Below are 11,702 nucleotides of genomic sequence, written 5' to 3'. Positions count from 1 at the left end.
AGAGATCATGATCGCGCTCCTGTCGAAGAAAGAGGCCGATTGCCTCGCTCGCCAACATAGACAGGGGCGCGATGTGTAGTTACTGTCAGGGCCTTCGCGGCGGGCTACCGCGCGAGCGGTTTAGTCCGCTGGCCGAAAGCAGGCATCGACCAGATCGCCACCACGGCGTCGAGCATCGACTACGCGAAGTCAACGCGCTCGCAGCCACGCCACAACATCCCCCGTCACCTCATCCCGATTGGACTCATTCAAGATCTCATGCCGCGCCGCCGGGTACAGCTTGACCGTCACATCGGCCACACCGGCATCCCGATACCGCTTCCCCAGTTGCTGAATCAAAGCCCCGCCCGCAGCCAGCGGGTCTGCGTCCCCTGACGCGATCAGGATGGGCAAGTCGCTCCGGATGCGCGCGAGCAGCGCGGGGTCGACCAGCCGGGGGGCAGGCGCGAAGAGCGAGGGGATCACGTCGGGTGACACGTCCCAGCCGCACCAAGGGTCGGCCAAGTAGGCGTCTACCTCTGCGGCGTCGCGCGACAGCCATTCGTAGCCGGTGCGGTGCTCAAAGCCCGCGTTGAATGCAGCGAGCCCGGCGGGCGCATCGGCCGGTGCATCGGCCATGCCGGCGGCGAACAGGTCGAGAGCGGTGGAGCCTGACAGGACGGCGCCGGACCAGGTGGATGCTTGGTCCAGAATCGCCGCCTGCGCTGCGAACGTGCCTATGGAGTGCCCGAACAGGAAGAGCGGGAAGCCTGCATGCTGCTACGCGACGCGACCGTGCAGTCCATCTCGTGCGGCGAAGCTGCCCGGCCCTGATCCCGGCTAAGCTGCGCGAGCCAACCCTTTGTCTTCGCACAGCCATGCCCTCTAGCCTTCACCTCTTCGACCCCGATCGCCATGCCCTGCCGCTGCCTGAGAGCTTTGCGGCGCTGGAGGCCATGCGCGAGTTGCTGCACGCGCGTGCCGATGGCAAGAACTTGCGCTTTGTCGAGTTCGCGCTGCGGTTCGAGGATCGCTTCAAAGACGCGGGCCGAACCACGCCCTTGCAGCAGGCCAACGCCTGCCGTCGCGCGGCATGGCAGTTTGACCTCCCGAACGTGGATGAGATGCCTGCATACCGGACGGCTGTGGAGATTGCCGGTGCACTGGGATTGGTGGCGTATGACGCGACGCTGGGCGTAGGTTTTCTGCCCGACGGCCGGGTAGTGCCGACCGAGTTCGCGCAAGCCGCCGCGCCTGTGGCGCCCGCCCAAAAGCTGCCCTGGGGGGCGCTCCCGCCAGACGCGCTGCGCGGCGAGAGCGAGGTGCGAGAAGTTTTGGCCCCTGCTCTGGCACGCGCTATGGCTGGCAGCGGTTTTGAGCTGGAAGCTGCGCCACCCGACAAGCCCGACGCCCCCATCGTCCTCGCCCGACGGCTTGGTGCTGTGCGCCAGATGCTGGCAGTGAATCTGATGCGCTATGAGGTGCTGAACCTGACCCTGCGTGTGTGGCATGACGCTTGTACCGCTGTGCTGGCACAAGCCCTGGGTCCCGAGCCTCACCAGGACACCGCCTTCGAGCTGGGCATGGCGTTCTTCGAGCCCGGGCCGGGCTCCCTGCACCGGTGGACACTCGAACGCCTGGCGCAGTTGCCAGCGGTCCTTGCGCTGGTAGGTGGCCGGGTTCTGCCCCTGGCGGGTCTGTGCACTGACCTGCATGGGCTGGACCAACTGCTCAACGACGCCAGCGCCGACACAGTGCATACTCCCTACCGCAACGCCTACACCTGGTCGGACCGCCCTGACGGCTCCGACGGCTCGCGCAGCCTGCGTGAAGAGGTCTTTCCGCTTGCGCAGCGCCTCGTCATCGCCCACCTCAATGGCAACCCACTGGCAGCCGCCATCGCCCGCGAGTTGGAGGACCACTGGCAGCACAGCAGCCATTGGCGCGCGCCTCAGGAACGCGAGGCGCTGGCGGCCGTGCGCGCCACGCTAGCCCACACGCCGCCACTGGTCCGCTGGAACGACATAGCTGCCTGGCGGGCTGCACTGCGCCCTATTCCTGCATCGCTGCAGTCCCACACCCCCGACCCGCGTGGGCGGCGCTGTCACCACTATGAAGTGACCGAAGCCTTGCACCAGGACCTGCGCAAAGACCCAGGCGGCTTTTGGGCCAGGTTCGCCGGCCCGGATGGTGCATCCGAACTCACGCGTGTGTGGCAAGACAAGGCCTCCACCTTGCCTGTCGCAGAACGCATCCACCCGGACGGCCTCGGATGCCATGTGGCCACTCTGCCCGGCAGGGCTGGTGAGGGCGCGATCAAAGTGGTGTGCCTTTGCTTTCCACCCATCACGGGCCTCGACGAGCATCGATTCCTGGCACTGGCTCGCCGCGGCGACATATCACGCATGTTCCGCATGGGCTACGAAAACGGGCTGGACGACGACGGCCAAATGCAGCAGCGCATTGAGTACGGCGTGCGCCACGGGAACGCCGACGTTATCGCCCGCGAAACGCTGGATGCCGAGCTGAACATGCAGGCATTCCTGCAGAGGGTGGCAGAGCTGTTCGCATGAACTGGCGTGGGAGCCGCTTCAACAGACTGCTGCTACGGGAGCCGTGACTACGCAATGCGGGAACGCGCCCGCAGCCACGCCACGATATCCCCCGTCACCTCATCCCGATTGGTCTCATTCAAGATTTCATGCCGCGCCGCCGGGTACAGCTTGACCGTCACATCGGCCACACCGGCATCCCGGTACCGCTGCCCCAGTTGCTCCAATAAGACCCCGCCGGCGGCCAGTGGGTCGGCATCGCCGGATGCGATCAGGATGGGCAGGTCGCTGCGGATGTGCGCGAGCAGCGCGGGGTCGGCCAGCCGGGGTGCAGGCGCGAAGAGCGAGGGGATTACATCGTCCGGCATGTCCCAGCCGCACCAGGGGTCTGCCACGTAGGCATCGACCTCTGCGGCGTCGCGCGACAGCCATTCGTAGCCGGTGCGGTGCTCAAACCCCGCGTTGAATGCCGCGAGCCCGGCGGGTGCGTCGGCAGGCGCATTGGCCATGGCGGCGGCGAGCAGGTCGAGGGCGGTGGAGCCCGACAGGATGACGCCGGACCAAGTGGATGAATGATCCAGGATGGCCGCCTGCGCAGCGAACGAGCCCATGGAGTGGCCGAACAGGAACACGGGCAGTTGCGGCCCATGCTGCGCGCGCAGCAGTGCGCCGAACTGGGCCACGTCGGCAATGAGGCCGCTGAAGCCAGCGCTGCCAAAGTCACCCAGCTTGCCACCGGCGGTGCGCCCGTGGCCGCGATGGTCCACGGCGTGGACGATGAAGCCTGCGGCGTTCAGCGCCCGCGCAAAGCGGTCGTAGCGCTCGCCATGCTCGGCAAGGCCGTGGGAGATTTGAACGACGCCCACTGGTTGGCCCGGGGTTTGGGCCCAGGTGTAGGTGGTGACCTGGGTGCCGTCTGCGTTGGACTGGAAGGAGGAGGTGGTGGTGCTCATCGTTTCATTCTGGCACGGGGTCTGGTCGGCACGCCACGATGAAATCGCCTTCTGCGCCTCACCCCGTTGCCTGCAGGCGCTCCGCCAACCCCTGCTGATTGGCCGCCTGCCTGCTGCGAAATTCGGTCGGGGTGCACCCGGCCTCGCGCTTGAAGAACTTGGCGAAGTTCGCCAGATCGCTGTAGCCCAGGCTCTCGGCAATGCGCGCCACCGGCCAGGTGGTGTGGGCCAGCAGGCGCTTGGCCTCCAGAACGATGCGGGCGGAGATGAAAGCCTTGGGTGTGACACCGGCTGCTTCCAGCGACGCGCGCACCAGGCTTTTCTCGGAGCAACCCAGCTGCTGTGCGTACCGGGGCAGCTGGTGCCAGGTGGCAAAGTGCTTCTCCACCAGCAACTCGAATGCCTTGAATCTCTGCAGCGCGCGCCCCGGCGGTGCGGGCTGGGCAGATTGCTGCTCATGCGCCATGCGCAGCCGCGTCAGCAAGGCATAGAGCTGATAGCGCAACAGGGCATGGGCATGCAGCGATGCGGCGTGGGTCTGCGTGTCCTGCTGCATCTGCGCAATGGCGTGGGCAATCACCAGTGCACTGTCGCTGCCCAGTACCCAAGCGGTCGGCAGGCCGTCCAGCCCGTCGATCGGGGTCTGCGCCTGCGCGGCGGGGGCCGCTGCCCACAGAAACTCGGGGCGGAACAGCACCATCCACCCGTCCCAGTCCTGGGTGTCTCCAAAACTGTGGGCTTTGCCAGGCCGCAGGACCAGCACCGAGCCCGGGCCGCAGCGCACATGCTCGAAGTCCACCAGGTGGAGGCAGGTTCCCTGCGTCACAAAGATCAGGGTCGGAAAGGCGTAGCGGTAGGTGGACGCCAGCGCCTCGCCGCCCACCCGTTGCCGCAGGTCCGATACCCGGAATATCTCCAGGTCGAGCGGGTACAGCCCCTCGGGCTGGTAGCTCAGGTGCTGGATGTCGGGGTGGCGGGCTGCGGCGGGTTTGTGATGGCGTGGGGTCATGGGTCAGCAACGGCGGGGCGCAGGGGTTTGTCCTGAAGTGACAGTAAATCGCCCCATTTTCACCGCCAGCGGAGGCTTTGATTGTCCAACAATGACCACACAGCGCCACAAGGGGCGTTGCCCCAAAACCACCAAGGAATCCCCATGCACGCCATTGAAATCGCCAAAACCTACATCCAAGCCGCACAAACCGGCGACCAGGCCACCCTCGGCCGCGTCATTTCGCCCGATGTGGTCTGGCACCAGCCGGGCCACAACCAGTTCTCAGGCACGCACCGTGGCATGGCTGCCGTGGGCCAGATGCTGGGCCAGATGATGGCCGTGTCGCAAGGGACGTTTGCGATCACCCGGGCCGACCACTACATGGCCAACGGAGATTGGGTGGCCGTGAGCATCGAGTTTGCAGGCAAGCGCGACGGCCTCACGCTCCAGCAGGCGGGTGTGGATCTGCTGCACATCGTGGATGGAAGGATCGTCGAGGTTCGCCTGTTCTCCAGCGATCCGGCGCAGGAAGACGCGTTCTGGGGCCAGTGACGGCCCACGGCCCGCCCTTGCCTGTGCGCCCTAGCCACCGGCTTGTGGTCGGCAACGCGGGTTTTCTTGAACAAAAAAGGTGCTTACCGCCCGTCTGCATTCATTGTTAGCTATTTAATTTATAGCAAACGACTACCCACCAGATTGCACGCCCTGTGTGCACGCACCCGGCAACCCGCCTGCCGCAGGCGCGCATCCCGGCGCAGTAGCGCGGGTCGCCTGAGAGGCACGGGCAGCCTGCATCGCATCCCGAATCGCCTGCACCACCGCCTCGGGCTTCTCCAGGGGGATGCCGTGCCCGCTGTCCACCCACACCTGGGTGGAGCCTGGATAGAGGTGCGCGATGTCGGCGCGTTTTCGGAGCACATCGTCGGCCAGCGCAGGAGAAGCCCCCGGGGTGCGCAACGCGCTGAGCACAAACACGGGCACAGCGGGGTCCACCGGCAGACTGACAACGAGTTGCCCGGTGGCATCCAGCGCTGCCAGCTCCTGCTTGACCACGTCAGACGTGCTCAGGCGGAAGGCCACTTTGAGCCACGTGGGCCACAGGTCGGGGTTGCCCGCGCCGCGCATCTGGTCGGGGTGGGTGGAGTCCACCAGCACCAGCGCCGCCACCTCGCCGGGGTATTGGCGCGCAAACAGCTGCATGTACAAGCCGCCCAGCGAATGGCCCACCAGCACGTAGGGCGGCGGCAGCTTGCGTGCCTGGAGCAGCGCCCTCAGTTCCTCCACCACATGGGCGCCGTCGCGGGGGCCTGGCGATGCCTCGCTGTGGCCGTAGCCTGCGCGGTTGTAGGCCAGCGCGGTGGTCTCCTGCACGGTGTCTGGCCAGACCTTGGCCCACCAATCGAGGCTTGCCCCCAGCCCGTTCTCGAACACCACCACCGGTGCGCCCTGCCCTGCCAGGGCGTGTTCTACCGTGCGCCCGCCCGCCGAGTCAGTCACCACGCCGGGCACCGTGGCACAGCCCGCCAGACACACGGACAACCACAAGCCCGCCCACCGCCATCTTTTCATTTCGCCTTGACCATTTTGTTGAGTGAAGCCGCCCCACCTGCCGGTGCAAGCTAGGGCCTTTGAAAACCTGCCGGGGGCACGCCAGGGGGCGCATCACGCCGCATCACGCTGCCACAAACACGCCGTGCAGCCCCAGCGGCAGTGCATACGGCAGCGTGGCCTGGGCCACGGGGCCGTCGGCCAGCGCGTCGGCGGCAAAACACGACAGCAGGGTTTGCTTGCGGGCGTAGTCCAGCGCGGTGCCCACCACCCAGCCGGGGCCGCGCGCGTCGGGCACCCAGACATGTTCTTCCACGATGGTGTGGGGGCCGTAGCGGTAGCGCTGCGACACCCCGGTCTCTACGTTGGTGGAGGCAATGGCGCCCCACAGCGGCAGGCCGCCCTGCGTGCCGGTGGCATGGACGACCTGGCGGTGCCGCTGCCCGACCCGCCGGGGGTCGATGCGCGGAAACTCCGCCTCCACACCCAGGCTGGCCTGCGTGGCCTGGCCGGTGCGCAAGTCCAGGCGGGCCACCGTCAGCACCGGGCCTGCAGAGCCCGCCAGCCGGGCGCGCATCACCTCGCGCGTGTCGGTGAGGACGCCGGATGCGTCGGCTGCGCGCGCGTAGTCGAGATGAATCACCGTGCCGCTGGCGGTGTGCTCCTCCCAGGCGTTGCCCAGGTGGAACAGGAAGCCCGCAGGCAGGTGGAACATCTGCTGCCGCTTCCAGTCCTGCTTGTGGACCACCAGCACACGCATGCCCAGCTCGGGGCGCCATTGGTGCGCGTCCAGCACGCTCGCCCCGGCCAGGCGGCGCTGCGCGTCGTACACCAGCGGGGGCAGCAGGAAGACGAGGTGCCCGGCCGTGACCGCAAAGTCGTGCACCATGGGCATGTGGCTGAGCGGGAACGCATCGGCGCGGCGCAGCGCCCCTGCAGGCGTGATTTCGTACAGCAGCAACAGGCCGTGGTGGGCGTCCACGCCAAAGTTCCAGATCGTTCCATCGGGCTCCACCCGAGGGTGGGCCGAGAAGGGCACGCCCGCCAGGTCTGCGCGCCAGGTCTTGAGGCCCCGGGTCTCCAGCGTGCGGGGGTCCAGGCGCGTGGCCGAGCCGCCCTCCCACAGCGCCAGCATGTCGCCCCCCACGGGCAGCATGCTGATGTTGGCGGCGTTCATGCTGTCGGGCGAGCTGGGTGGCTCGCGGCCCGGGAACACGGTGCCAAAGCCTTCGGTCAGCCTGCGGCCCGCCTGGACTTCGGCCAGCCGCTTGGCGGTGGCCACATAGCGGCCCTGGTGGTTCACCGTGTTGCCGTCAATCACAAAACGGTGGGCCATCCCGTCGCCGTCAAACCAGTGCTGGTAGCGCTCTCCACCCAGGTCGTGGCCCGCCGGGCCCACGCGGTACAACGTGCCCGCCACGGCATCCGGGAAGCGCCCGCGCACCGGGGCTGCTGTCAGAGGAATGTCTGCCGCCGCAGTGGCAAACGCCGGCTTCCACGGCGCCTGGGACGCCTCGAACTGGGCGTGCCAGCTAGGGGACGACGCTTGTGCGTGCGCCGCGCGGGGCACCTGGGATGCCAGGGACGCAAGCAAGGGGCCGCCGCCAGCGGCCATGAGCCGCAGCACCAGATCACGGCGATGGATGGACATGAAGACGCCTCCAGGGGGTTCAGCGCAGGCGGATGGTGATGCTGTGGTCGGCATCCAGAGGCACGGCCGCCGCGTCGAAGCCGGGCGGGCCCATGCGGCCCCGGGCATCGTTGGAGAAGCCATACCGCTCTGTGGGCAGGCCCAGCAGGTTGGTGTCCAGCTTGGCGTTGCCGTTTTCGTCGGCAAACGACTTGACCACGTAGCGCCCGGCGGGCAAGCCACTGAACACCAGTTGCGCGGCACCGTCGCGCAGTTCGATCTTCTGCGAGACCACGGCCTGGTTGCTGGCAAATGCATCGGCCGAGTCAAACACGGCCAGGTAGAGCGTTGCTGGCGCAGCGGGGCCGTCGGTTACAGAGACCCGCAGGTCTGCCGCGCTGGCCGCCAGGGGCAGCCAGGCCGCAGCAATTGTCAGGATGGTGTGGATCGACTTCATGGGGGTGCTCCGTGCAGCGTTGGGCAGGCCGCGCTTCAGCACCGTCCGGCCGCTTTCAGCAAGGCGTTGCACTCGGGGCCTGCACTGCGGCCACGGGCGGCAGGTGCAGGGGCTGCTGCGGGTGCTGCGGCCTCAGGGCTGCTGCTGCCGCTTTTGCTGGCCACCATGGCGGTGCAGATGGCGTCGGAATGGGGTGTTTGCCCAAAGCTCATGGCTTTCTGGAAACCCGTGGCGCTGTACAGGTAGCAGCGGTAGGCCATGCCGTCCAGGGTGTTGACGGTGTAGTTGATGCGGCCTCCGGTTTCCTCTTCGCGGTCGGTGATGGAGAACTGGCCCACGGACCGCCCGATGGCCTGCGCAGTGCGCTGCTCCAGGCCTCGCTGGTCGAGGGTGGACGCGCAGCCGCTGAGAAGGGCCAATGCCGCAACGGCGGGGGCGGCCCACAAAAGCACAGGGCGTGTAGAAGACTTCATGGGGTTCCTTGGTGTCATCGGTTTCATCGAACAAAGCAGTTGTCTGCGGGAAGGTTTGCCACGCTCGCGGCCACGGCCGAAAGCGATGGCCTGCTGCTGGGAATCTCATCGCCCAGCAGGCACAGCCGGTGGGCGGACGGCAGGGCCCAGATAGCGCCAGCGCGCGTGCCCGTGACGGTGTGCAGCTCGCCCCAGCGGGCGGCCAGCGCCGGGTTGGCGTCAGACCGGGCGAAGCGCACCACCCCCAGCTTGCTCGGGCCCACCAGCTGGGAGGCGCCCGCACAGTCGTTGCCCGCAAAGACCAAAACGCCTTCGTAGTAATCGAGCGTGGCCTGCCCGGTGGTGCGCGCCCGCAGCGTCTTTTTGAACGACTGCACACCCACCGTGATGCAGCCCTTCTGCACCCAGTCGCCCTCCAGCGCGCTGATGGCCGCCACCGGTGCCATGCCTCCTGAGCCGCAGCCCCACCCCCCATCGGACAAGGCCACATCGCCGTCACCACCGCTGCGCCCGCTGCAAGCCCCCAGAGGCAAGGTGAGCCCCAGGGCCAAGGTGATGAGGGCCGCAGGCACCACGGCTGCCCGGTGCAACCAAGGCAGCGAAGGAGGCAATGGGCACAACGCAGTCATACACGGCTCCTTGGTGAATGGGGGGGAAAGGAAGGAGAAGGAAGGAGAAGGAAGGAGAAGGAAGGAGAAGGAAGGAGAAGGAAGGAGAAGGAAGGAGAAGAAAGGAGAAGGAAGAAAAAAACAGGCGCACAGCAGCCCGCCACCGACCAAAGCCCTGAGGCCCGGCCGTGGTCACGGTCTGTCTAGAAAGTGCGGGAGGTCAGCCCGGCTTGCGGGCCACGATGAAGACCCGGATGTCCTTGCCCCGGGTGCCGTGGCGTTCGACGCTGACAATCTCCAGCCCCTGCCGCACGATGGCCACCTGCAGTTGCTGCGCGTCGAAACACAGCACCTGTGGCGCCTTGCCAATGGCCTGCATCAGGGGCAGTGCCAGGCGGGGGATGAGCGGGTTCATCTCGTTGATGCACGGCGTCTTGGAGATCAGCAAACCGCCGGGCCGCAGGGCCTGCACCAGCAGCTTGAGCGCATGGTCCAGGCCTTCCACCAGGTGCAGCATGCTGAAGGCCAGCACTACGTCGTAGGCACCTTGCCCCTGCCCCGGTGCGTCGGCATCGGCCAGCGCAAAGCCCAGCTGCGGCACAGGCTGGGCGGCCAGCCGCTCCCGGGCGATGGCAATCATCCCCGGCGCGACATCGGTGGCCAGCATGCGCCCCGTGAAAGGCGCCAGGCGCATGGCCGTGCTGCCGGTGCCACAACCCACCTCCAGCACATCCGCTGCGGGAGGCAGCAGCGCCTGCACGCGCTGCAGCGTGGCCTCGTAGCCCGCCATGTCGGCAATCGGCTCGGCCGCGTATTTGGGCGCTATGCGGTCCCAAAAGCGGGCCTTGCGGGCAAAGGGAGCGGCACCCGCCTCGGCATGTGGAGTGGCATGGAGGGCCGGGGCAATGGAAGGCGTTGGCATGGGCAGGTGGGGCATCGGGCGTTGAGCGATACCGGAATGCTATCCATGCAAAACCCCGCAGGGAACGGCCTTTATTGCAGTGAACATATACATTTACGCATGGACAACCTCGACTGGAACCAGCTCAAGGCGTTTCTGGAGACCGCAGAAACCGGCTCGCTCTCGGCCGCCGCCCGCAAACTGGGCCTGACCCAGCCCACGCTGAGCCGCCAGGTGGCCGCCATCGAACAGCACATGGGCGTGACCCTGTTCGAGCGTGTGGGCAAGGCCATGGCGCTCACCCCCACCGGGCTCGACCTGCTGGAACACGCCCGCGCCATGGGCGCAGCCGCCGAGGCCCTGGGCCTGGCGGCCACGGGCCGGTCTGAGGCAGTGGGCGGTGTGGTGTCGGTGTCGGCCAGCGACGCCGTGGCGGCCTACCTGCTGCCGCCCATCGTGCAGCGGCTGCGCGCCCAGGAGCCGGGCATTGCCGTCGAAGTGATCTCGTCCAACGCGCTGAGCGACCTGCTGCGCCGCGAGGCCGACATTGCCATCCGCCATGTGAAGCCCGAGCAGCCTGACCTGATCGCCCGCCTGGTGCGCGAGGCCACCGCCTACTTCTATGCATCCGAAGGCTGTGTGAAAACCTATGGCCACCCGCGCACCGCGCAGGACGCAACCCAGGTACCGTTCGTGGGCTCGGACCGCGCGGGCCGGTATCTGGAGTACCTGCGCCAGTACGGCCTGCATCTGAGCGAAGACAACTTCAGCTGCTACTCCGACCACACCGTGGCCCACTGGGCGCTGGTGTGCCAGGGCATGGGCATCGGGGCCATGATGGACAACATCGCACGCCACACCCCAGGCGTCGTCCGCGTGCTGGAGGACCTGCCGCCAGTGCGCTTTCCGATCTGGCTGGTGTCGCACCGCGAGCTGCGCACCTCGCGGCGGATCCGGGTGGTGTTTGAGGCGCTGGCGGAGGGGCTGGGGGGCGAAGACTGAGTCCGGGCGGTCGCTTTTTTACGCGCCTTTGAACTTGGCGGACAAGGCGGGGGTGACGTCGCTTGGGTGCGGCACGCCTTGAAAGTATGCGAAACGAATACAATTCAAATACGTTTCGCATAAAGTCAGCACCCCATGGGCATTGTCAAAATTTCCGACCAGATGCACGAAAACCTGCGTCTGGCCAGCACGGCGCTGAGCCGTTCCATCAACTCTCAGGCCGAGCACTGGATGCGTGTCGGCATGCTGGCCGAGATGTACCCCGACCTGGACCACCGCGAGATTTGCCAGATGCTGGTGCGGGCCGAGCTGGCGGGCGGGCTGGATGTGGCGCTGGCGGCGCGGGGTGAGCTGGACAGCAAGCCTGCCGCAGACGCCCCTGCCGCACGCGCAAGAAAGCAGCCGCACTGATGGCCCGCGCTGACCGTGGGGTGCCGATCCGCTCGGCCGAAGAACTGGTGATGGCGCGGCGGGCCGCACAACTAGTCCACTGAATCATTGAAATTGGCGGTATCGGCGCTGCGGATCGTCGTGCTTCCACTTGATGGGCTTGGGGTCTTTGTTGTAGTGGCGGATATAGCGCATGAGCTTCTTGTCCAAGTCTTTTA

At 67.0% G+C, this 11,702-nt stretch carries 12 protein-coding genes and 1 pseudogene; 4 read left to right on the top strand and 9 right to left on the bottom strand.

What is annotated here, in order from left to right:
* Window positions 1-189: 189 nt before the first annotated feature.
* Window positions 190-744, bottom strand: a pseudogene (locus ACYZGB_RS22335) (alpha/beta fold hydrolase); the annotation flags it as partial.
* 113 nt (window positions 745-857) lie between these two features.
* On the opposite strand from ACYZGB_RS22335, the gene ACYZGB_RS22330 reads away from it, so the two are divergent.
* On the top strand, window positions 858-2,552 hold the full coding sequence (locus tag ACYZGB_RS22330) for a hypothetical protein (RefSeq protein ID WP_462391148.1): 1,695 nt from the start codon (window positions 858-860) through the stop codon (window positions 2,550-2,552).
* A gap of 47 nt (window positions 2,553-2,599) precedes the next feature.
* On the opposite strand, the gene ACYZGB_RS22325 is transcribed toward ACYZGB_RS22330, so the two are convergent.
* The gene (locus ACYZGB_RS22325) at window positions 2,600-3,484 is read right to left on the bottom strand and encodes an alpha/beta fold hydrolase (RefSeq protein WP_462391146.1); all 885 of its coding nucleotides are present in this window, start codon (window positions 3,482-3,484) and stop codon (window positions 2,600-2,602) included.
* 58 nt (window positions 3,485-3,542) lie between these two features.
* Window positions 3,543-4,493: an AraC family transcriptional regulator gene (locus ACYZGB_RS22320; protein WP_462391144.1), complete on the bottom strand. Its 951-nt coding sequence runs from the start codon at window positions 4,491-4,493 to the stop codon at window positions 3,543-3,545.
* 144 nt (window positions 4,494-4,637) lie between these two features.
* Here ACYZGB_RS22320 and ACYZGB_RS22315 point away from each other — a divergent pair, with 144 nt between their 5' ends.
* A complete protein-coding gene (locus tag ACYZGB_RS22315; RefSeq protein ID WP_462391142.1) occupies window positions 4,638-5,027 on the top strand; it encodes a nuclear transport factor 2 family protein in 390 nt (129 codons plus the stop codon).
* 132 nt (window positions 5,028-5,159) lie between these two features.
* Here the strand turns inward: ACYZGB_RS22315 and ACYZGB_RS22310 are convergent, their stop codons facing one another.
* The 6 genes from ACYZGB_RS22310 to ACYZGB_RS22285 all read right to left on the bottom strand — a co-directional run bounded on the left by ACYZGB_RS22310 (window position 5,160) and on the right by ACYZGB_RS22285 (window position 10,113).
* Window positions 5,160-6,044 carry an alpha/beta fold hydrolase gene (locus ACYZGB_RS22310; RefSeq protein ID WP_462391140.1) on the bottom strand — a complete coding sequence of 295 codons (885 nt, stop codon included), beginning with the start codon at window positions 6,042-6,044 and terminating at the stop codon, window positions 5,160-5,162.
* Between the two features lie 103 nt (window positions 6,045-6,147).
* A complete protein-coding gene (locus tag ACYZGB_RS22305; RefSeq protein WP_462391150.1) occupies window positions 6,148-7,668 on the bottom strand; it encodes a carotenoid oxygenase family protein in 1,521 nt (506 codons plus the stop codon).
* A gap of 25 nt (window positions 7,669-7,693) precedes the next feature.
* Window positions 7,694-8,110: a DUF2141 domain-containing protein gene (locus ACYZGB_RS22300; protein WP_462391138.1), complete on the bottom strand. Its 417-nt coding sequence runs from the start codon at window positions 8,108-8,110 to the stop codon at window positions 7,694-7,696.
* 35 nt (window positions 8,111-8,145) lie between these two features.
* Window positions 8,146-8,583 carry a hypothetical protein gene (locus ACYZGB_RS22295; RefSeq protein ID WP_462391136.1) on the bottom strand — a complete coding sequence of 146 codons (438 nt, stop codon included), beginning with the start codon at window positions 8,581-8,583 and terminating at the stop codon, window positions 8,146-8,148.
* Between the two features lie 23 nt (window positions 8,584-8,606).
* Entirely contained in the window at window positions 8,607-9,212 is a 606-nt protein-coding gene (locus ACYZGB_RS22290) for a hypothetical protein (protein WP_462391134.1), read from the bottom strand.
* 199 nt (window positions 9,213-9,411) lie between these two features.
* Entirely contained in the window at window positions 9,412-10,113 is a 702-nt protein-coding gene (locus tag ACYZGB_RS22285) for a class I SAM-dependent methyltransferase (protein ID WP_462391132.1), read from the bottom strand.
* A gap of 99 nt (window positions 10,114-10,212) precedes the next feature.
* Here ACYZGB_RS22285 and ACYZGB_RS22280 point away from each other — a divergent pair, with 99 nt between their 5' ends.
* On the top strand, window positions 10,213-11,094 hold the full coding sequence (locus ACYZGB_RS22280) for a LysR family transcriptional regulator (RefSeq protein ID WP_462391130.1): 882 nt from the start codon (window positions 10,213-10,215) through the stop codon (window positions 11,092-11,094).
* A gap of 135 nt (window positions 11,095-11,229) precedes the next feature.
* Window positions 11,230-11,505 carry a ParD-like family protein gene (locus ACYZGB_RS22275; RefSeq protein WP_409889191.1) on the top strand — a complete coding sequence of 92 codons (276 nt, stop codon included), beginning with the start codon at window positions 11,230-11,232 and terminating at the stop codon, window positions 11,503-11,505.
* The last annotated feature ends 197 nt before the right edge of the window (window positions 11,506-11,702 follow it).

The organism is Acidovorax sp. Q11 (assembly GCF_054950075.1).
Note: the sequence above shows the minus strand (reverse complement) of the source record. Positions and strands in the feature narration are given on the sequence as shown.

What these genes read in the sequence shown, in the direction of transcription:
- ACYZGB_RS22330 (WP_462391148.1), top strand. Translation starts at nt 858, where the DNA reads ATGCCCTCTAGCCTTCACCTCTTCGACCCCGATCGCCATGCCCTGCCG.
- ACYZGB_RS22325 (WP_462391146.1), bottom strand. Translation starts at nt 3,484, where the DNA reads ATGAGCACCACCACCTCCTCCTTCCAGTCCAACGCAGACGGCACCCAG.
- ACYZGB_RS22320 (WP_462391144.1), bottom strand. Translation starts at nt 4,493, where the DNA reads ATGACCCCACGCCATCACAAACCCGCCGCAGCCCGCCACCCCGACATC.
- ACYZGB_RS22315 (WP_462391142.1), top strand. Translation starts at nt 4,638, where the DNA reads ATGCACGCCATTGAAATCGCCAAAACCTACATCCAAGCCGCACAAACC.
- ACYZGB_RS22310 (WP_462391140.1), bottom strand. Translation starts at nt 6,044, where the DNA reads ATGAAAAGATGGCGGTGGGCGGGCTTGTGGTTGTCCGTGTGTCTGGCG.
- ACYZGB_RS22300 (WP_462391138.1), bottom strand. Translation starts at nt 8,110, where the DNA reads ATGAAGTCGATCCACACCATCCTGACAATTGCTGCGGCCTGGCTGCCC.
- ACYZGB_RS22295 (WP_462391136.1), bottom strand. Translation starts at nt 8,583, where the DNA reads ATGAAGTCTTCTACACGCCCTGTGCTTTTGTGGGCCGCCCCCGCCGTT.
- ACYZGB_RS22290 (WP_462391134.1), bottom strand. Translation starts at nt 9,212, where the DNA reads ATGACTGCGTTGTGCCCATTGCCTCCTTCGCTGCCTTGGTTGCACCGG.
- ACYZGB_RS22285 (WP_462391132.1), bottom strand. Translation starts at nt 10,113, where the DNA reads ATGCCAACGCCTTCCATTGCCCCGGCCCTCCATGCCACTCCACATGCC.
- ACYZGB_RS22280 (WP_462391130.1), top strand. Translation starts at nt 10,213, where the DNA reads ATGGACAACCTCGACTGGAACCAGCTCAAGGCGTTTCTGGAGACCGCA.
- ACYZGB_RS22275 (WP_409889191.1), top strand. Translation starts at nt 11,230, where the DNA reads ATGGGCATTGTCAAAATTTCCGACCAGATGCACGAAAACCTGCGTCTG.